At 74.7% G+C, this 17,955-nt stretch carries 17 protein-coding genes; 3 read left to right on the forward strand and 14 right to left on the reverse strand.

Annotated elements, in window-relative coordinates; genetic code table 11:
- Window positions 1–134: 134 nt before the first annotated feature.
- From AB0C04_RS25640 to AB0C04_RS25650, 3 genes are read right to left on the reverse strand one after another with little or no spacing between them, the layout of a single operon-like run.
- Window positions 135–800 carry a response regulator transcription factor gene (locus AB0C04_RS25640; protein WP_357058903.1) on the reverse strand — a complete coding sequence of 222 codons (666 nt, stop codon included), beginning with the start codon at window positions 798–800 and terminating at the stop codon, window positions 135–137.
- A complete protein-coding gene (locus tag AB0C04_RS25645) occupies window positions 797–2,041 on the reverse strand; it encodes a histidine kinase (RefSeq protein WP_357058906.1) in 1,245 nt (414 codons plus the stop codon). Before AB0C04_RS25645 ends, AB0C04_RS25640 begins: the two co-directional genes overlap by 4 nt.
- A gap of 52 nt (window positions 2,042–2,093) precedes the next feature.
- The gene (locus AB0C04_RS25650) at window positions 2,094–2,795 is read right to left on the reverse strand and encodes a DUF305 domain-containing protein (RefSeq protein WP_357058909.1); all 702 of its coding nucleotides are present in this window, start codon (window positions 2,793–2,795) and stop codon (window positions 2,094–2,096) included.
- Between the two features lie 139 nt (window positions 2,796–2,934).
- Between AB0C04_RS25650 and AB0C04_RS25655 the strand changes: the two genes are divergently transcribed.
- The gene (locus AB0C04_RS25655; protein ID WP_357058912.1) at window positions 2,935–4,386 is read left to right on the forward strand and encodes a hypothetical protein; all 1,452 of its coding nucleotides are present in this window, start codon (window positions 2,935–2,937) and stop codon (window positions 4,384–4,386) included.
- Window positions 4,387–4,464: 78 nt separating this feature from the next.
- Here the strand turns inward: AB0C04_RS25655 and AB0C04_RS25660 are convergent, their stop codons facing one another.
- Window positions 4,465–5,469: a linear amide C-N hydrolase gene (locus AB0C04_RS25660; RefSeq protein ID WP_357058916.1), complete on the reverse strand. Its 1,005-nt coding sequence runs from the start codon at window positions 5,467–5,469 to the stop codon at window positions 4,465–4,467.
- Window positions 5,470–5,664: 195 nt separating this feature from the next.
- Between AB0C04_RS25660 and AB0C04_RS25665 the strand changes: the two genes are divergently transcribed.
- A complete protein-coding gene (locus AB0C04_RS25665; RefSeq protein ID WP_357058919.1) occupies window positions 5,665–6,894 on the forward strand; it encodes an SLC13 family permease in 1,230 nt (409 codons plus the stop codon).
- 33 nt (window positions 6,895–6,927) lie between these two features.
- Here the strand turns inward: AB0C04_RS25665 and AB0C04_RS25670 are convergent, their stop codons facing one another.
- From AB0C04_RS25670 to AB0C04_RS25710, 9 genes are all read right to left on the reverse strand, one after another.
- Complete coding sequence (locus AB0C04_RS25670; protein ID WP_357058922.1) at window positions 6,928–7,401, reverse strand: DUF1203 domain-containing protein; 474 nt, start codon at window positions 7,399–7,401, stop codon at window positions 6,928–6,930.
- 129 nt (window positions 7,402–7,530) lie between these two features.
- The gene (locus tag AB0C04_RS25675) at window positions 7,531–8,778 is read right to left on the reverse strand and encodes a sigma-70 family RNA polymerase sigma factor (RefSeq protein WP_357058925.1); all 1,248 of its coding nucleotides are present in this window, start codon (window positions 8,776–8,778) and stop codon (window positions 7,531–7,533) included.
- A 27-nt stretch (window positions 8,779–8,805) separates the two neighbouring features.
- The gene (locus AB0C04_RS25680; protein WP_357059327.1) at window positions 8,806–9,237 is read right to left on the reverse strand and encodes a YciI family protein; all 432 of its coding nucleotides are present in this window, start codon (window positions 9,235–9,237) and stop codon (window positions 8,806–8,808) included.
- A gap of 119 nt (window positions 9,238–9,356) precedes the next feature.
- Window positions 9,357–9,479 carry a hypothetical protein gene (locus tag AB0C04_RS25685; protein ID WP_357058928.1) on the reverse strand — a complete coding sequence of 41 codons (123 nt, stop codon included), beginning with the start codon at window positions 9,477–9,479 and terminating at the stop codon, window positions 9,357–9,359.
- Between the two features lie 9 nt (window positions 9,480–9,488).
- The gene (locus AB0C04_RS25690) at window positions 9,489–11,099 is read right to left on the reverse strand and encodes an asparagine synthase-related protein (RefSeq protein WP_357058931.1); all 1,611 of its coding nucleotides are present in this window, start codon (window positions 11,097–11,099) and stop codon (window positions 9,489–9,491) included.
- A gap of 4 nt (window positions 11,100–11,103) precedes the next feature.
- Window positions 11,104–12,066 (reverse strand): DUF5715 family protein, encoded by a 963-nt coding sequence (locus tag AB0C04_RS25695; protein WP_357058934.1) that lies wholly within the window; start codon window positions 12,064–12,066, stop codon window positions 11,104–11,106.
- A gap of 172 nt (window positions 12,067–12,238) precedes the next feature.
- Complete coding sequence (locus AB0C04_RS25700; protein ID WP_357058937.1) at window positions 12,239–13,048, reverse strand: isocitrate lyase/phosphoenolpyruvate mutase family protein; 810 nt, start codon at window positions 13,046–13,048, stop codon at window positions 12,239–12,241.
- Window positions 13,045–14,085: a cytochrome P450 gene (locus AB0C04_RS25705; protein ID WP_357058940.1), complete on the reverse strand. Its 1,041-nt coding sequence runs from the start codon at window positions 14,083–14,085 to the stop codon at window positions 13,045–13,047. Before AB0C04_RS25705 ends, AB0C04_RS25700 begins: the two co-directional genes overlap by 4 nt.
- A 206-nt stretch (window positions 14,086–14,291) precedes the next feature.
- The gene (locus tag AB0C04_RS25710) at window positions 14,292–15,038 is read right to left on the reverse strand and encodes a winged helix-turn-helix domain-containing protein (protein WP_357058943.1); all 747 of its coding nucleotides are present in this window, start codon (window positions 15,036–15,038) and stop codon (window positions 14,292–14,294) included.
- A 121-nt stretch (window positions 15,039–15,159) separates the two neighbouring features.
- On the opposite strand from AB0C04_RS25710, the gene AB0C04_RS25715 reads away from it, so the two are divergent.
- Window positions 15,160–17,382, forward strand: a complete 2,223-nt coding sequence (locus AB0C04_RS25715) for a family 43 glycosylhydrolase (protein WP_357058946.1) — start codon at window positions 15,160–15,162, stop codon at window positions 17,380–17,382.
- A 23-nt stretch (window positions 17,383–17,405) separates the two neighbouring features.
- Here the strand turns inward: AB0C04_RS25715 and AB0C04_RS25720 are convergent, their stop codons facing one another.
- Window positions 17,406–17,936 (reverse strand): 2'-5' RNA ligase family protein, encoded by a 531-nt coding sequence (locus AB0C04_RS25720; protein WP_357058949.1) that lies wholly within the window; start codon window positions 17,934–17,936, stop codon window positions 17,406–17,408.
- Window positions 17,937–17,955 lie beyond the last annotated feature (19 nt).

Below are 17,955 nucleotides of genomic sequence, written 5' to 3' on the forward strand. Positions count from 1 at the left end.
GAGGACGGACGATCTGACCTCTCCGACGCTATGCGCGGTACCGGTCCGTCGATCTCCACCTGCGCGCTCGGCCTCGGTACGCCCCGGGTCGCCCCCGACCGGACGGACCCGTACGACCCAGGTCGTACCGGCGGTCAGCCGCCGGGGACGACCAGGCCGCTCTCGTAGGCCAGCACCACCGCCTGGACCCGGTCGCGGAGCTGGAGCTTGGCCAGGATCCGACCGACGTGGGTCTTCACCGTCGCCTCGGCGACGTGCACCCGGGCGGCGATCTCCGCGTTGGAGAGGCCCTGCGCCACCAGCAGCAGGATCTCCCGCTCCCGGTCTGTCAGCTGGTCGAGTCGCGGGTCCTCGGTGGGCCCCGAGCCGAGCTGCCCGGCGAAGCGGTCGAGCAGCCGCCGGGTGATGGACGGGGCCACCACCGAGTCACCCTGGGCCACCACCCGGATCGCGGCGAGCAGCTCCTCCGGGGGCACGTTCTTGAGCAGGAAGCCGCTCGCCCCGGCCTGGAGCGCGGCGAACGCGTCCGCCTCGGTGTCGAAGGTGGTGAGCACCAGCACCCGGGGCGGGCCGGCGGGCCGGTCGGCGCAGAGCCGCCGGGTCGCCTCCACCCCGTCCATGGTCGGCATCTGGATGTCCATCACCACCACGTCCGCCTCGACCTTGGCGAGCACCCGCAGCGCGTCCGCGCCGTCGATCGCCTCGCCGACGACCTCGAGGTCCGGCTGGGAGTCCAGCACCATCCGGAACCCGGCGCGGACCAGCGCCTGGTCGTCGACGATCACCACCCGAACCGTCATGCCGCGATCACCTCCGTCGTAGCGGAGGTCGACGGTAGCGGCAGCCGCGCCTCGACCTGCCAGCCCCCGCCGGGCCGGGCGCCGGCGGTGAGGCTGCCCTCGTACACCCCGACCCGCTCGCGCATCCCGACCAGGCCGTGCCCGCCGGACGGCGCCGGGTTGACCACCGGCCGGCCGCGCCCGTCGTCGGCCACCCGGACCACCACGGCGTCGGCGGCGTGTTCGAGCGTCAACTCGACGCTCGCGCCGACCCCGCCGTGCTTGAGCGCGTTGGTCAACGCCTCCTGGGCGACCCGGTAGACGGTCAGCTCCAGGCCGGGCGGCAGCGTCGGCGGTGTGCCGCTGACCGTGTGCCGGATCCGCAGGCCGGCGGCGCGGAACCGGTCGAGCAGGGTGGGCAGCTCGGCCAGGGCCAGCCGCCGGTGCTCCGGGTCGGCGCTCACCCCGGCGCCGTCCGGCCGGGCCGACGCGTCGGGCGCGGCCGGCGGCTGCGACGGGCTCGGCTCCCGCAGTACGCCGACCAGCCGGCGCATCTCCTCCAGCGCCTGCCGGCCGGTGTCCGCCACCACCTTCACCGCCTGGCGGGCGGTCTCCGGGTCCCGGTCCAGCATGAACCGGGCGCCGTCGGCCTGGACGATCATGACGGCCATGCTGTGCGCCACCACGTCGTGCAGCTCGCGGGCGATCCGGGTGCGTTCGCCGGCGACCGCGGCGCGCGACTCGGCCTCACGTTCCCGCTCCAGCGTCGCGGCCCGCTCCTCGAGGCTGACCACGTAGAGCCGCCGGGTCCGCACGTTCAGCCCGACCAGCCAGATCGCGCCGGTGACCAGCCCGAAGTAGATCGCGCTGCCCCACCACGGGCCGGGCCCGCGGACCTGGAGCGAGGCGAGCACCACCCCGATGGCGGCGGCGATGCCCGCGAGCACGCCGTCGCGGAGCCGGTCGGCGTACTTGACCACGCTGTAGATCGCGATGAGCACGCCGACGTCGAAGGCGAGCGGTCCCCAGCCGGCGATCACCTGGGACAGCCCGAGCGCCCCGACCGCCACGGCCGTGGCCGTGGGGTGGGTCCGGCGGAACAGCAGGGCGACCGCCATCGCCATCCCGACGAGGGTGGCCAGCCACCCGCCCGGCTGGGCGACCGCGCCGACCACCCCGGCGAGCGCGACGATGCCGGAGACGAAGGCGTCGAAGGCGACGCTGCGCAGCGGACGGCCGAGGAACGTACGGTTCACGGTCACCCAGCGTACTTGCCGGGCTTCGCGGGCGGCGGTGCCCGTTCCCGTCGGTCGGTCAGGAGGCGAGCAGCTCACGCATCCGGTCGATCTCCACGGTCTGCTCGGTGGCGACCGAGTTGGCGAACTCGTTGAGCGTCTGATCGGCGCCGACCTTGAGCAGGTTGGTCGCCATCTCGATGGCGCCCCGGTGGTGCTCGGTCATCATGCGCACGAAGAGCTGGTCGAAGTCCGCGCCGCGGGCCGCCGCGAGTTGCCGCATCGCCTCGGGTGACTGCATGCCCCGCATGGTGCCGTGATCGTGCCCCGCGACCTCGGCGGCGAGGCCCCGGTTCTGCAGCCAGCCGCGCATCATGCCCATCTCCGGGCCCTGGCTGGCCCGGATCCGGTCGGCGATGGCGCGCACGTCCGGGTCGGCGGCGCGCTCCGGGGCGAGCTTCGCCATCTCCAACGCCTGCGCGTGGTGCGGGATCATCATCCGCACGAACCAGACGTCCATCGAGTTCTGCGTCGTCGCGGCGGGGCCACGGACCTCCTCGGCGGGGCGGGCGGCCCCCGACTCGCCGGGCCGGCCGGGCACGATGACCGTGAGGTCGGTCGGGACCGGGCTGGCCTCGGTCGGGGTGGCGGCGGGCGCGGCGACCGGACGCGCGGCGCCCGCGTCGGATTCGCCACCGGCGCGGACCACGGCGACGATCCCCAGTGGAACGACGACCGCCAGTGTGACGATCGCCAGGGTCCGCGCGCGCCTGCTGGTCATGGGGCCACTCCCTGAGGTCGAGGTCACCGCGATGCTATCCATTGAAGAACCAAGGTGGATGTGACCCAGATCACATCGATGGCCTTGCGTGCCCGGTAAGGTGTCGACAATCGACCTCCCCTTGCGAAGGGCCTCGCCGATGATCAAATTCTCCCTACCCCGGCCACGACAGCTCCGGATCGTGAGCCTCGCCGCGGCCGGCCTCCTCGTCGCCAGCGTCCTGGTGGCCTCACCCAGCAACGCCCAGGTCGCGCCGCAGTCGGCGCTGTCAGCCACAGTGGACGTCGCCAACACCATTCCAGGCGTTGACGAGATCGTCAGCAGCCCCAACCTGCGGCAGATCGCCAACGTGCCGAAGGTGGCGCCGCTGGACGCCACCAACAGCGACATCGCCTTCCAGGGCAAGTACGCATTCGCCGGCAACTACAACGGCTTCGTCATCTACGACATCTCCCGACCCAGCGCTCCGCGGGTCGTGTCCCGGGTGCTCTGCCCGGGGTCGCAGAACGACATCTCCATCCACGGTGACCTGCTCTTCCTCTCCACCGACTCGTCTCGCAGCGACGACTCCTGCAACAGCACCACGCAGGGCGCCAACGTGAAGGAGTCGTGGGAGGGCATCAAGGTCTTCGACATCAAGAACAAGGCCAACCCGCGCTACATCAAGTCGGTGGAGACCGCCTGCGGCTCGCACACCCACACCCTGGTGCCGGGCAAGGACCGCAAGAACATCTACCTGTACGTCTCGTCGTACAGCCCGCGGGCCGAGTTCCCGGACTGCCAGCCGCCGCACGACTCGATCTCCATCATCAAGGTTCCGCTGAAGAAGCCCACCGACGCGTCGGTGGTCTCCACGCCGAACCTCTTCCCCGACGGTGGTTTCGAGGGCAGCGAGACCGGCTCGGCGACGACCGGTTGCCACGACATCACCGCCTACCCGGAGAAGGACCTGGCCGCCGGCGCCTGCATGGGTGACGGCATCCTGCTGGACATCCGCAACCGGGAAGCCCCCCGGGTGATCAACCGGGTGCGGGACACGGTCAACTTCGCCTTCTGGCACTCGGCCACCTTCAACAACCGTGGCACGAAGGTGATCTTCACCGACGAGCTGGGCGGCGGCGGCGCGGCCACCTGCAACGAGGAGGTCGGGCCGGACCGGGGCGCGGACGCCATCTACGACATCACCGGCCGTGGTGACGCTCGGAAGATGGTCTTCAAGAGCTACTACAAGATCCCGCGCAACAACGCGGACACCGAGAACTGCGTGGCGCACAACGGCTCGCTGATCCCGGTGCTCGGGCGGGACATCATGGTCCAGGCGTGGTACCAGGGCGGCATCTCGGTCTGGGACTTCACCGACTCGGCCAACCCGAAGGAGATCGCGTTCTGGGAGCGCGGTCCGCTCTCGAACGACCAGTTCGTCGGTGGTGGCACCTGGTCCGCGTACTACTACAACGGACACATCTACTCCAACGACATGGTCAAGGGTCTCGACGTGCTCGAGCTCAACGACTGGCGGACCTGGACGGCCAACCTGGTCCGGTACAAGGAGCTGAACGTGCAGACCCAGCCCAGCTACCTGAGCTGGTGAGCACCGAGGCACCGCGGTAACAGCAGCAACCGGGCCCGGCCCCCTGTACGGGGGGCCGGGCCCGGCCACGTCCGGGGTTCAGCTCATCGGCAGCTGGTAACGCCGCTCGGCCCCGCCGGTGGCGGTGGTCAGCCGCACCTCGCCGGTGCGCAGGCCGTACGTCACCGACCAGCGGGTGTGCGCCTGCCGGACGAGGCCGAGCACCCGGTGCGCCGCGGCGGCGTCGGCCACCCCACCGGACTCGGTCATCGCCTGGGCGATCAGCCCGTAGCGGCGGTCCTCGCGGCGCTGCTGCTCCGGGATCCCGGCGACCGGCACGTTCGTGAGCGCCTGCCAGTCGCCCCGGCCCCGCTCGACCCGCATCTCGCCGTCGACGAACTCGACCACCGCGGACGCGCCGGACGCGTCGGCCAGCAGGTAGTGCAGCGGCGGCCCGCCGTCGAAGTCCAGGTTGTGCGCGGTGAAGACGCCGACCGCCTCGTCCACGGTCGCGGCCCGGTCGAGCACCAGGCGCAGGATGCGCACCGACCCGACGGTGGGCTTGCCCGGGTCACGAGCGGCGCGTGCGCCGTCGTCGGCGGCCAGGCCCACCGCGAGGCCACGCTCGTTCATCCCGTCGAAGGGCAGCAGCGGCGCATTGAGCAGCCGCCGGTCGCCGGCCGGGTCGGCGTCGACGCCGAGGTAGGACATGTCCACCAGCGAGATGGCGGCGTAGCCGTCCGGCGGGTCGGTGCGCAGCACCATCGCCGGGTTGGCGTCCCAGTCGAAGTTGCGGGCGAAGAGCGGCCGGCTCCGGTCGCCGGCGGCGACGAAGAGCGAGCAGCCGAACGGGGTCGCCGGCTTGGCGTCCGTGCCGTCCGTCGGGTCGTAGCGCCCCACGTAGGTCATCTCGTAGAGCGGCAGGTCGTCGACCCGGCGCAGGCTGCCCAGGGTCTGGTCGACCTGGGCCGCGTCCTGCCGGGACGCGCTGGGCGTGCCGGCGGGGGTGGCACCCGGCGGAGCGGGTATGTCCGACCCGGTCGCCGAGCAGGAGGTGAGGGTGAGCAGCAGGGCCAGGGAGACGGCCGGCAGAGTCCTACGCATATCCATTGGACGCTATGCGCCGGCCGTCCGGTTGTCCACCGCGAGCGACCGCTCGACTCCGGCCGGCAACCGGGGCGGGGCGGTCGCCCGGGTCAGCCCGGTGCCGCCCGGGTGGGGCGACCGGGCGGTAGTCCGGGTCACGACGGTTGCGGGGCGCGGAGTGACCGGCCGGTGGCTGTGCGAGGATCCTCGGCCGTGACCGTCGCCGCCCCCGCACCACCGGCCCCGGCCGGCCCGGTCCGGCGGCGGCCTCGGCCGCATCCGCTGGACGTGGTCGCGGTCGTGCTCGCCCTGCTCGGGGTGGGTTGCGCGGTGACCGGGCTGCTCCCCCGGGCGGAGACCACCGCCACCCTGCACCGGATCGGGCCGCTGCTGCTCTTCCTCGGCACGGTGGTGGTGCTGGCCGAGCTCACCGCGGTCGCCGGGGTCTTCGACGTGCTCGGCACCCGGCTGGCGATCGCCGCCCGGGGCAGCTGGGCGCGGCTCTTCCTGCTCTGCGTGGGCTTCGCGACGGCGACCACCGTCGTACTCAACCTGGACACCACCGCGGTGCTGCTCACCCCGGTCATGCTGGCCCTGGCGCGCAACCTGCGGGTCGCGCCGGCCCCGCTCGCCGTGACCACCGTCTGGCTGGCCAACACGGCCAGCCTGCTGCTGCCGGTGTCCAACCTGACGAACCTGCTGGCCGCCGACCGGATCGGACTGGACCCGGTCGGCTTCGCCGCTCGGATGTGGCTGCCGCAGCTGGCCGCCCTGGCGGTGACCGGGCTGCTGCTCTGGTGCTGCTGGTGGCGGCGGTACCGCCCGCCGGACGGGCGCTTCACCCCGCCGGCCCGACCCACCCCGGCCGACCCGGTGCTGTACCGCACTGCCCTCGCCGGCTGCCTGCTCTTCGTCGTCGGGGTGCTCGCCGAGGTGGAGCTCGGCATCGTGTCGACCGTCGCCGCCGCGCTGGTGCTGGTCGGCTTCGCCGTCCGCTCGCCGGGGACGCTGCGCGCCCGCCTCGTGCCGTTGCGGCTGCTGCTCTTCGTCACCGGTCTCTTCCTGGTGATCCAGACCCTGGGTCGGTGGGGGCTGGACCATCTGGTCGCCGACCTGCTCGGCGAGGACGGCGGCGCGGCCGGGCTGCTGCGGGCCGGCGGCACAGGCGCCCTGCTGGCCAACGCGGTGAACAACCTGCCCGCCTACCTGGCGGGCGAGTCGGTGCTGCCGCCGGAGGCCGGGTCCCGGCTGCTCGCCCTGCTGATCGGCACCAACATCGGTCCGCTCGCCGTGCCGTGGGCATCGCTGGCCACCCTGCTCTGGTTCGAGCGCTGCCGCACGGCCGGGGTGTCCGTGCCGCTGACCCGGTTCCTGCTCACCGGCGCCCTGCTCGCGGTGACCGCCACCGCCGCCGCGGCCGGCGCGCTGCTGATCACCGGCTGAGCGCTCCGGCCCGCCGCCCGACGGCCGGCCGGGTCACTCCGCGCGGTCGACCGCGAACATGAAGCAGCCGTACACCACGTTGCGGCTGTGCAGCTGCCGCACCGCCGGGTCGGCGAACAGCTCGGCGATCACCGACTCCGGGTCGGTGCCGTCGTGCCGCCGGCCGCCGTGGATCCGGCCCCGCCGGTCGTACGCCCGCAGCACCTGGGGCCGGTCGCGCCAGGCGGCCGGGTAGCCACCGGCCTGGTCCGGCCCCGGGCAGCCGGTCACGTGCGCGAAGATCGGCCCGATCTCCCGGTACGGGCCGGCGGCGACCGGCGGGGCGTATCCGAAGAGCAGCAGCGCCTCCCCCGCCTCGGCGTCGCGCAGGCAGCACCGCAGCGGCTCGCCGCCCCCGGCCACGACGGTCTCGACGGGCCGGCCGGCGGCATCCCGCCCGCTGGAGCAGATGGTGTCGATCAGCGCGGTCGGCAGCGCGGTGACGCGGAAGGTGGTCCCGGTTCTCATGTCCCCAAGCCTGGCCGGGCGGCGGTGGGGTTGCTGGCGGCGATCGGACGTCGCGTTGCCGGGCTACGCCGTTCCCGTTGATGCCGTTCGCGTGCGGCGCCCGCCGGGCGGGCGGGCGGGCGCGGGTGGTCACCGCGGGGCGGACGGGTTGGCGGCGGCGGCGCGGGTCATCAGCATCATGCGCTCGTGCCGGGTCGGCGCCAGCCCGGCGGCCCGTTCCAGCTCCTCGGCCGCCTCGGCGTGCCGGCCGAGGCGCAGCAGGAAGTCGGCACGCACCGCGCCGAGCAGGTGGTAGCGGGCCATCCGGGGATCGTCGCGCAGGGCGTCCACGGCGTCCAGGGCCACCCGTGGTCCGTCGACGTGGAGCACGGCGACCGCGCGGTTGAGGTGGGTCACCGGTGACGGGACGAGCTGGGTCAGCGCCTCGTAGAGCGCGAGGATCGCCTCCCAGTCGGTCTCCTCGTACCGGGCGGCGCGGGCGTGACAGGCGGCGATGGCCGCCTGCACGGTGTAGGGGCCCAGTGGTTTGCCCAGCGTTCGGGCGCGGGCCAGGGCGCGCAGCCCGTGCGCGATGAGGGTCCGGTCCCAGCGGGCGCGATCCTGCTCCGGCAGCAGGACCGGTCGGCCGTCCGGCCCGGTCCGGGCCGCGAAGCGGGAGGCCTGGAGCTCCATCAGGGCGACCAGGCCGTGCACCTCGGGCTCGCGGGGCATCAGTCCGGCGAGGATCCGGCCCAGCCGGACGGCCTGATCGGCGAGGTCGCGGCGGATCCACCGGTCGCCGGAGGTCGCCGCGTACCCCTCGTTGAAGATCAGGTAGACGACCTCCAGGACGGCGGAGAGCCGGGCCGGCAGGGCGTCCGCGTCGGGCACTGCGAACGGCACCTCGGCCTCGGCGAGGGTGCGTTTGGCCCGGGAGATCCGTTGGCCGATGGTGGCGTCGGGGACCAGGAACGCCCGGGCGATCTCGTCGGTGGTGAGCCCGCCGACCATGCGCAGCGTCAGCGCGGCCCGGGACTGCTGGGACAGGATCGGATGGCAGGCGACGAAGACCAGCGCGAGCAGGTCGTCATCCGTCGCCGTGCCCAGGCCCGCGTCGTGCGGCTCGTCGCGCGGAGCCGCGGCGAGCAGCGCGTACCGGTCGTCGCGCAGCCGCTCCCGCCGGATCAGGTCGATCGCCCGGCGCCGGGCGACGGTCGCCAACCACGCGGCCGGCTCGTCCGGTACGCCGTCGCGCGGCCATTGGGCCAGCGCGGACAGGAACGCCTCCTGGGCGACGTCCTCGGCGAGCCCGACGTCGTGCACGAGCCGGGTGAGGGAGGCGACCAGACGCGCGGAGTGCATCCGCCAGACCGCCTCGACCGTCCGTCGCGCGTCCATCGTCGCCTTCCCGCCCGTCGCCCGGCCTCAGCTCTGCCCGTGCTGCGCCGTGACCTCGGCGGCCAGTCGCGCGTCCCGCTCGCGCCGCTCCGGGGTGTACTCCTCGCCGAAGTCCTCCGCCTCGTAGAACGGGCGGATCTCCAAGCTCGACCGGATCCCGCTGTTCGGGTCGTCGGGGCACTGCCGGGCCCACTCCACGGCCTCCTCGACCGAGCCGACCTGCCAGACCCAGTACCCGCCGATGATCTCCTTGGCCTCGGTGAACGGCCCGTCCACCACCGAGGTGGTGCCGCCCTCGAATACGACCTCCACGGCCTCGGCGGTCGGCCGGAGCCCGCCACCGTCCAGCATGATCCCGGCCTTGACCAGCCGCTCGTTGTACTCGCCCATCGCCTCGAGCAGCTCCTGACTCGGGGCGAGCCGGTCCTCGTCCGCCGCGGCGGCCTTCACCAGCACCATCACCTTCACGATGTCCTCCTCGCTCTGGGGCCGGCCGTCCGGCCGCGCCGTCACCAGGAGGTCGAACGGGCGCTGGCCGGTTTCGACATGGCAGCCGAAGAAATTCGGAGGGCGGCCGGTCAGCCCCGGTGCACCGCGCGCTGAAGCTCGGTGACGCCCTTCTCCGGCTCATCGGGACAGTAGTCGAGGTGGACCTCACGGGCGAGGCCGTCTGTGCGGTACCCGTTCTCCTCGATCCACATCTCCGCAGCTCAGCCCGGCAGCGGGGCTTCGTCGCCGCGGGTACGGCGGGGGCCGACCAGCCGGCGGACCATGGGCGCGGCGTTCCACTTCGCCGCACCGACCAGGTCCCGGGCGTGTTCGAGCACCGTGTAGTCCGGCCGGGCGATCCCGTGCGCGATCGCCCGATCCAGGTCGTTGCCGCACCGGGTCAGCACGTTGTCGAAGTCGCGCCGGACCGGCTCCAGCAGGTGGTAGCCGAACGAGCGGTGCAACCGGGCGAACAGCGGCTTGTAGAGCCGGACCCGCTCGTGCAGGCCGGAGGAGTAGGACATCGGGTTCTTCGGCCGCTGGCTGATGTAGTCGGGCAGGACGTCGGCGAACGCCCGCCGGACGATCCACTTCTCCTGCCCGTCGCGCATCTTCAGCGCCAGCGGCAGCCGCATCGCCAGCTCGACCACGCTCAGGTCGAGAAACGGCACCCGCGCCTCGACCCCGAGGTCCATGCTGGTCCGGTCCACCCGCTGCAGCTCGGTCCGGCCCAGGTTGCGGATCTTGTGCAGGAAGAGCCGGCGGGACGCGGCCGGGCCCACCTCGTGGTACATGGGGTACCCGCCGAACAGCTCGTCCGAGCCGTCGCCGGTGAGCGCCACCTTCACGCCCAGCTGCCGCAGCCGCCGGAACAGCGGTACGGAGACCACCGCGTTGATGATGTCGCCGTACTCGGTCAGCTCGGAGATCCGGATCGCCTCACGGATGTCGGTCAGCCGGATGTCGCGCGGGCGCAGCTCGACCACCTCGTGCGGCACACCGAGGTCGGCCGCGAGCCGCCGGGCGTACGCGACGTCCGGACTGTCCGGCACACCGACCGTCACCGCCACGCAGTCCGGGTGCAGCTCCCGCACGTGCAGCAGGGCCAGCGAGCTGTCCAACCCGCCGGAGAGCACCACCCCGACGGTGAGGTCGGTGTCCACCCGCATCCGGATGCTGTCCCGCAACGCGGCACGGACAAGCAGGGCGGCCTCGTCCGGGTCGTCGATCTCGGGCAGCCCCTGACCGAGGGTGAGCAGGTCCAGATAGGGGCGCAACCGGACGTGGCCGTTGGCGTCCGCCCACCCGTGGTGGCCGGGCGGCACCTCGCCGATCGGCGCGCCGTGCCCGACCAGCGCCTTGACCTCGGAGGCGAGGTGCAGGCAGCCGGGCTTGCGGGCCCAGTACAGCGGCTTCACCCCGAGCGGGTCGCGGGCCAGGTAGGCGCGGCCGGTGGCCCGCTCGACCACGGTGAACGCGTACTCGCCGCGCAGCCGGGTGACCGCGTCCTCGCCCCAGCGCTCGAACGCGGCGAGCAGCACCTCGGTGTCGCTGCCGGTGCGGAAGCGGTGGCCGAGTCCGGTCAGCTTCGCGCGCAACTCACGGTGGTTGAAGATCTCACCGTTGAAGCAGAGCAGCCACCGTTCGTCGGTCGAGGTCCACGGCTGCACCGCCCGCTCCCGGTCGACCACCCGCAGCCGGCGGGTGCCGGCGAGCAGGCCGGCCTCGTACCGGGCCTCGGTGACCTCGCCGCGTGGCGCGAGGATGGCGAGCATCCGGCGGAAGAGCACCGGGTCCGCCTCCGGGCCGATGCTCAGCGCGATGCCGCACATCGCCTCACACCCCCATCTCGGCTTCGTACGCCCGCCGCAGCCGGCGGCGGGCGGCCGGCGCGAGGCAGAGATGCCAGGCCTGCCCCTCGTCGATGACGTTGATCTCACCGGCCTCCTGGCGGGCGAGCAGCATCTCGGCCAGGGCCTCCCGGACGCCGAAGCGGTCGAACCAGTCCATCTCCACGTCAACGGCGTAGCCGCTGCAGTGCCCGCTGGGCAGCATGGCGGAGTAGCCGAGGCGGCGCAGCCGGTACTGGTGCTCGGCGCTGCGGGTCAGACTGGTCACCCAGAGTGGCGGCGTGGCGGGCGGGGTGGCCCGGGCGAACTCCCGGCCGAGGTCGTTGAGCAGCGCCACCACCTCCCGGCGAGCGCGCCGCGCGAGCAGCCCGGCAGTACGCGGGCTGGCGTCGGGCCGCAGCCGCCGCCGGACCGCCTGGACCCCGCGGCCCAGCACGCTGGCCGGCTGCTGCCGATAGCGGAAGCTCAGCAGGTCGCGGCGGCGCAGCCACTCCAGGTCGACCAGGTCGGCGCTCGCCTCGACCTGGGTGTCGGTGACGAACGACGGGGCGTCCCGCCACCACATCACGTCGATACGGGAGAGCAGGTAGATCCGGACCAGCGCGCTGAGGTCGCGGGCCGAGCTGCGCTCGTTGGGCTGGTAGCGGGCCATTTCGAGCAGCAGCGTCTCGCGGGCGCCGAGGAAGCCCTGCGGGGTCGCGTCGAGTACCGCGGCGAGGGCGGGCTCGCGCAACCGCTCGTCGATCAGCACCTGCCGGGCCGCGGTGCTGGGCGCGTCGGCCAGCGCACCGACCTCGACCAGCAGGTCGGCGACCGCGGCCCGGTAGGCGGCGAGGTCCGGCGAGTCGGCGCGCGGCCGGCCGGGCGACGTGGGGAGTCGGCGAGCGGGCGTGGCCGGCGGGACGCGGGGGCCGGGCTGCGATCCGGGGCTTCGGCTGGGCACTCGCATGATCGGTCCTCTCCGGTCACGACACAGGGTTGCTCGCCCTGTACTCACGGTAATCGGCCGGATGGGGATGAGCCCGAACAATCCTCCTAACAGCCCCGAATGGCGACGGCCCGGCAGGGGCCCGCCGGCCCGGGCGGGGAGGCGGCAGGGCGACCGAGGGGGAACGAACCGGTCAGCCGGCCCCGGGCGGCGCGCTCAACCGCTGCACCTCGACGTAGGAGGGCGGCTCCGGATACGCCGCGCCGGGAGCCGGGTCGGCGGCGCGCAGGGCGTCGGCGGTGGCGAGCGCGGCCCCGAGCGCGGCGCGGAACAGCAGCGAGCCGGTGCTGATCCGGGCCACGCCGAGCCGGCCCAACTCGGCGACGGTGGGACCACCGGGTCGGTGGAGCACGTTCAGCGGGGCGTCGAGGCCGGCGACGAGGACGCCGATGGTGTCGGAGTCCGAGACGCCGGGCGCGAAGATGCCGTCCGCGCCGGCCGCCCGGTAGAGCCGGGCACGCTCCAGCGCCTGACCCAACGGGTCCGCGACGCCCAGCCACCACGCGTCGGTGCGGGCGTTGACGAAGATCTCCGGCGTCGTGTCCTTAACCGCGGCGACCGCGGCGGCGGTCAGCGCCGGCGGGGCGAGCGAGCCGTCCGGCCGGCCGTCCTCGATGTTGATTCCGACCACGCCGAGACCGGCCAGCTCCGCGGCGAGGGCGGCGACCTCCGCCGGTTCGTCACTGAACCCCGCCTCAACGTCCACGGTCAGCAGCGCGGGCAGCCCACGCAGCCGCCGGGCCAGGTGCAGCGTCTCGGCCCGGGTGGCCGCTTCACCGTCGGGCAGGCCGGCCGCGGCGGCCACGCCGAGGCTGGTGGTGCCGATCGCCGGATGACCACGGGCGGCGAGCGCGGCGGCCGAGGCGTGATCCCAGGCGTTGGGCAGCAGCAGCGGCCGGTCGCCGTGGTGCAGGGCGCGGAACGCGGCGAACCGGTCGGTCATCTCGCCACCACCTCGAGCCGGGCCGGCACCCGCAGCAGCGGGTGCGGTTCGTACCGGACCGGGGTCGGTGCGCGGCGGCACCGGTCGCGCAGCACGTCCAGCACGCCGGTGGCCAGCGCCAGGGCGTGCCGCTGGCCGGGGCAGCCGCGGTGACCCGCGCCGAAGGTCAGCGCCGGCACGGTCCGGTCGGGGCGGACCGCGTCCGGCTCGGCGAAGACCGCCGGATCCCGGTTGGCCGCGTCGAAGCGCAGCAGCAGCCCGGCGCCCGCCGGCAGCTCGACGCCGCCGAGCCGCACGGTGGCGGCGGTGATCCGGCGGGTGCCCCGCACCGGCGGGTCGAGCCGGAGCACCTCGGCCAGCAGCCGGGGCGTGTCGCCGGGCACCGCGGCACGGTCCGAGCCGGGCGGGGGCAGCAGGTGGCGGGCGCCGGCGCCGATCAACCCGGCGGTCGCGTCGCACGCCTGGACCAGCAGGCCGATCCGGTTGGCCAGCACCTCCGGCGGGCCGGGCGGGGCCAGGGACACCAGCTCCGCCACCGCCCGGTCGGCCCGTCGGACCGCCGCCGCGTCGGCGCCGGGCTGGTAGGCGGCGGCGACCACGGTCACCGCCGGCACGGCGGCGTCCGGGTCGGCGAGGCCGAGCCGGGACGCCAGCGCCCGCACGGGTACCCGTCGAGCGAGCGCGCCGGCCACGTCCAGCCGACCGGCGGCCACGTCGAGGGCCGCGACGGTCAACCGGGCAGCCTCGGCCCGCAGCTCGTCCGGGTCGACGGCGGCCAGCGCGGCGGTCCCGGCCGCCCGCCGCGCCGGATGGCGCTCCGGCGGGCTGAACCGGCTCACCGTGCCGCGCAGCCAGCTCAGCGTGCCCGGCGCGCCGGAGTCGGCGACCGGCACCCGGCAGGACGCCTCGGTGAGGGCGGCGCGCACGTCGGCGTACCGGGTCAGCGTCCAGCCGCCATCCGGGTGGCTGGCAGGTGGTGCGCACGTCGGGGTGTCGGGGACGGGGGCGATGGCGGGCCAGCTCACGGTCGGGGTCACACACCGACGCTAGGCGCGGGACGCTTCGCTCCCCGCCGAAGCGTGCCCCGACCTCGGCCCCGCCGAGCAGGGTGGCACCGAGCAGCACCCCACCGCCGGAGCCGCGCGGCCGGCGGGCAGCCGGGGCGGCGGGCGGCGGGCGGCGGGCGACCCGTTGTCGCCGGTCGTCGCGGACACCGCCGGGCCGCGAGCTCGTGCCGGCCGCGTCAGGCCCGACCGCCGCCGGTGGCCGGCGCGGCGGGCGGCGCGAGGGACGCCGGGGAAAGGCCGAGGGCGGCGGCCAGCGCCGGGGCGCCGTCCGGGGTCAGCCGGACGACCCGGCCGTCGCCGCGGGCCAGCCAACCGAGGTCGAGCAGACGCCCGCAGAGCGCCGCGCCGAACGCGCCGGAGAGGTGCGGGCGGCGCTCGGTCCAGTCGAGACAGTCGCGCAGCAACGGCCGGCGGGTGGTCTGCGGCGCCGGTACCGGCAGCCCGAGGTCGACGCACCAGTCGAGGCCGGCCCGGGTGAGGGCGAGCCCGCCGGTCCGGTCCACCAGCCCGCGGTCCAGCAGCGCGTCGTGGACCAGCACACCGAGCCGGCCGGCGAGGTGGTCGTAGCAGGTCCGGGCGTACGCGAGCGCGGCGTTGGCGCGGGCGGCGCGCAACGACCGGGTCGGTCCCGGGGTGCCGGCGACCCGGCCGGCCAGGTCCTCGACCAGCTGCGCCACGGACGGGTCGGCCAGCCGGAGATAGCGGTGGCGCCCCTGCCGCTCCTGCACCAGCAGCCCGCCCCGGACCAGCTGGTCGAGGTGCTCGCTCGCGGTGGACGCGGCCACCCCCGCGGTCCGGGCCAGCTCCCCCGCCGTCCACGCCCGCCCGTCGAGCAGCGCGAGGCAGAACCGGGCCCGGGTGGTGTCGGCCAGCAGGGCGGCGAGCTGGGCCAGCGCCGGCGCGTCGGTGGTCGTCGGGTGCATCCGCCCATGCTGACACGGCGATGGTTCGGTCCCGGCCGACGCTCTTTACAACGTTGTATGCATCGATGTAGAAACGGACGCCAGGGCCACACCACTCCACCGCCACCCAGAGGCAGGTCTGATGGGACACCTACGCCGAAGCGGCGCGCTCGCCGCCGTACTCGGTCTGCTGCTGACGGCCTCCGCCGCAGCCCCGGCCGCCGCCGGACCCGGATCCACCCACTACCGCAACCCGATCTCCGTCGGGGTGGGCGACACCTTCGCCGACCCGGTCATCGTGCGCGGCGACGACGGCTACTGGTACGCCTACGGCACCACCGACCCGCTGCGCGAGGGCGAACGGCAGTTCCACCGGGTGCCCACCGCCCGCTCGGCCGACCTGGTCGACTGGACGTACGTCGGGGACGCCTTCGGCCCCGACCAGCGCCCGCCCTACGCGGCCCCCGGCGCGGCGTTCTGGGCCCCGGACGTGCGCCGGATCGGCGACCGGTACGTCATGTACGTGACGGTCACCGACACCACCGTCTCACCGGAGGGCAGCGACTACGCCATCGGCGCGGCCACCGCGCCGACCCCGACCGGCCCGTGGACCTTCGCCGCGCAGCCGGTCGTCGCGCCGCGCCCCGGCGGGGGCGGCGGTTTCCTGTGGACCATCGACCCGAGCCAGTTCACCGACGTCGACGGGACCAGCTACCTCTACTACGGCAGCTACTACGGCGGCATCTCGGTCACCGAACTCTCCCCCGACGGGCTGCGCGCCGTCGGCACGCCGACCCTGGTCGCCGTGGACAACAAGTTCGAGGGCAGCTACGTGCTGCGTCACGACGGCTGGTACTACCTCTTCGCGTCCACCGCGAACTGCTGCGCCGGCCCGGCCACCGGCTACTCCGTCCAGGTCGGACGCTCGCGCGACCCGCGCGGGCCGTTCCTGGACCGCGACGGCACTCCGCTGACCGCGTCCCGCGCCGGCGGCACGCCGGTGCTCACCCAGAACGGCAACCGGTGGATCGGCACCGGGCACAACGGCTTCCTCACCGACCTGTCCGGGCAGGACTGGATCGTCTACCACGCCATCGACCGGGCCGATCCGTACCTGGACGAGCCGTTCGGCATCAACGAGCGGCCCATGCTGCTGGACCGGCTCGACTGGATCGACGGCTGGCCGACGGTCAACGCCGGCGCCGGCCCGTCCGGCGACAACCGGCCGGCGCCGGTCACCACCGGGGCCCTCGACGAGCGCTTCACCGCCGGCCTGGCCGGCTGGCGGCCGAGCACCGGCGAGTGGCGGGTCTCCGACGGCCGGCTCAGCGGCAACGGCGCACTGACCAGCCGTACCACCGTCGGCGGGGACGTGCGGGCGGAGACCGACCTGCGACTGACCGGAGCCCGCAGCGCCGGGATCAGCCTCGCCGACCGGGTCGAGGTACGCCTCGACGCGGCCGGCGGGCGACTCGTCGCCCGCGACGGCGACCGCACGGCTGTCGCCGCGCTGCCCACCGGGTTCAACCCCGCCGACCGGCACAACCTCGCCGTCGAGGTACGCGGCCGGCAGCTCGTCGCCGAGCTGAGCCCGGCCCGGCTCGGCGACCAGCTGGCCGTCGTCTCGCTGCGGCTCGACCGCCCGGCGGCCGGCCGGGTCACCCTGCACGCGACCGGCGGCCCCGCCGAGTTCGACAACGTCAGCGCGGTCCGGCTCCACCGGCCGGCGCCGGCCACCGTGCCGCAGCCCCGGGTGGGTCCGCTGATCCGGGCGTACTCCGACGAGTTCGGCGACGGCCTCGACCCGGCCTGGCGGTGGGTCCGCCCGGACCCGGCGGCGAGCGTCACCGGCGGCGCGCTGCGCTGGCCGGTGCAGGCCGCCGACCTGACCGGCACCGGCAACACGGCGGGCGTGCTACTGCGCGACGCGCCGGCCGGCGACTACGTGGCCGAGACGAAGGTGACCCTCGACCTCGGCGAGGAGTCGGTGCGCAACTACCAGCAGGCCGGCCTGGTCGCCTACGTCGACGACGACCGGTTCGCCCGGCTGGCGCAGGTGGCCATCTGGAACACCCGGCAGGTGGAGTACGGCTACGAGCTGCCCTTCGCCGGCCAGACGGTGTACGGCGGCACCATCGTCGGTACGCCCGCCACCACCACCTGGCTGCGGCTGGCGCACCACGTGGACCGGTCGACCGGCGAGCACGAGTTCCGGGCCGGGTCCAGCCGGGACGGCGTGCACTGGACCTGGGGCGGGGTGTGGACCTTCCCGGCCGACACCACCCCCCGGATCGGCCTGGTCGCGCACGGCGGCGCCGAGCCGGCAGTCACCGCCGAGTTCGACTACCTGCGCTTCCACCGCTGAGCCCGGGCGGCCGGGCCCCCGGCTCAGCACATCGGGGGCCCGGCCCTGCCGAGCGGCGTGACCGTGCGGGTGGCGCCGTCGTAGCTACGGGCGGCCACGAACGCCCCGGCCAGCGGCTCGGCGCGCAGCACCGCGTGCGCCAGACCCGCGTCCGCGTCACGAAACCGCAGCGCCAGGCTCAGGTGCGGCTGCCACCGACCCGGCGCGTGCCACGGGGAACGCCCGTCGGCGTCGGCGAGCGCGGCCCACACCGCCCGGTGCAGCGCCACCAGCTCCGGGTCGGGGCGGACCAACCACACCAGCGGGGCGCTGCCGTCCAGGACGGCGACCTCGCCGAGCCGCAGCGGCAGCGGCAGCACGTCGTCGAGCAGCGCGGCCAGTCGGGCGACCGCCCCCGGCGGGAACTCGTCGACCGCGGCGAGGGTCAGGTGCGGACGGTTGGTGGGGTGGCTGTTCCGGGCCAGGCTGGGCAGGCCCGCCGCGGTCAGCCGGTGCCAGGCGGCCCGGACCGAGGCGTCCAGCTCCGCCGAGCAGAGCAGTTCGACCGTTCGCACCGGCTCACGCTAGCGCCAC

The sequence above is a fragment of the Micromonospora sp. NPDC048909 genome, from assembly GCF_040649635.1.
Classification (GTDB): Bacteria; Actinomycetota; Actinomycetes; order Mycobacteriales; family Micromonosporaceae; genus Micromonospora.